This is a genomic window from Vibrio sp. 378, from assembly GCF_033339435.1.
The window spans coordinates 1-1007 of sequence record NZ_JAWOUO010000183.1 but is presented as its reverse complement, the minus strand read 5'-3'; the positions used below and the strand labels follow the sequence as shown (position 1 = coordinate 1007).

The following is a 1007-nucleotide window of genomic DNA, read 5'->3' as shown; positions in this document are numbered from 1 at the left end:
GTACATCGCCTCCACCAACATCGCAGTGGAATACGGTTTTATCGACGAATACGTTTTAGCGATCATTGGCATGGGCAACTTGTGTGATGCTTATGGCGATCACAACCGTGCTCTACGTTACTACCAAAAGATCGACGCGATTGATCATGCCATCAGCAGTCGCTCACTTCGTTTGCGTTACAAACTGTATATGCTCGCCTGTTACATCAGTCTAAAACGCGTGGCCGAAGCCAGCGAATTATTGGGTGAATGTGAAGAGCTCAGCATCCTAGTAAGCGACAAAAACCTCGCCGCTCAAACGCATTTGTATCGCGCTAAATTACATCGTCTGCAAGAAGAGTATTCCGAAGCGCTGCTCTCCATATCCAGCATTAAGTACACCACCGGAAGTGCGACCACCTATTGGCTCTCAACCATGGTCAAAATTGAAACGGCCTATTGCTTGAATGGTGTTGGCCACACTTCGTTGGCTAATTTGCTGTTGGAGTCCATTGGGAAGCGAATTAAAAAGCATTCTTCGCCCATTCTTGCGAAACGTTTTTACAACGCAATGAGCAAAGTCAGTGCGTCACAAGGGCAGTTTCAGCAAGCTTTAAGCTGTGAGAAACGCGCTTTTCGTATTGAATCAGACTTAATAAAACACATCCCAATCAGCGAATTGGGCGCGGCTCAACTGCGTCGATTGTCTCGCTTTGAATTGCAGTTAAAGCTCATTCTGTCTGAGATTGAAAACAAAGAGCTTAAAGAGACGACCAAACAACACAAAAATACCGTAGCTCAGTTGCAGCAAGACGTATTTACCGATCCCCTTACCTCGTTGCACAACCGCCGCTGGTTGGAGGTAAAACTGAAAGACATGTTGCTGCACGACACTCCATTCGCATTGATGGTCATCGACATCGATCACTTCAAATCCATCAATGACGAACTGAGCCATTTGGTGGGTGACAAAGCGATCAAAAGTGTGTCACAGGAGCTGGCAGCCTACTTCAAATTTAAAGGTGCAT

1 protein-coding gene is annotated in these 1007 nt (G+C 46.2%); it reads left to right on the top strand.

Going from position 1 to position 1007, the window contains the following annotated elements; genetic code table 11:
- Positions 1-1007, top strand: a 1007-nt coding sequence (locus R7Q48_RS25010) for a diguanylate cyclase (RefSeq protein WP_318132819.1), incomplete at both ends; no start/stop codon positions are given.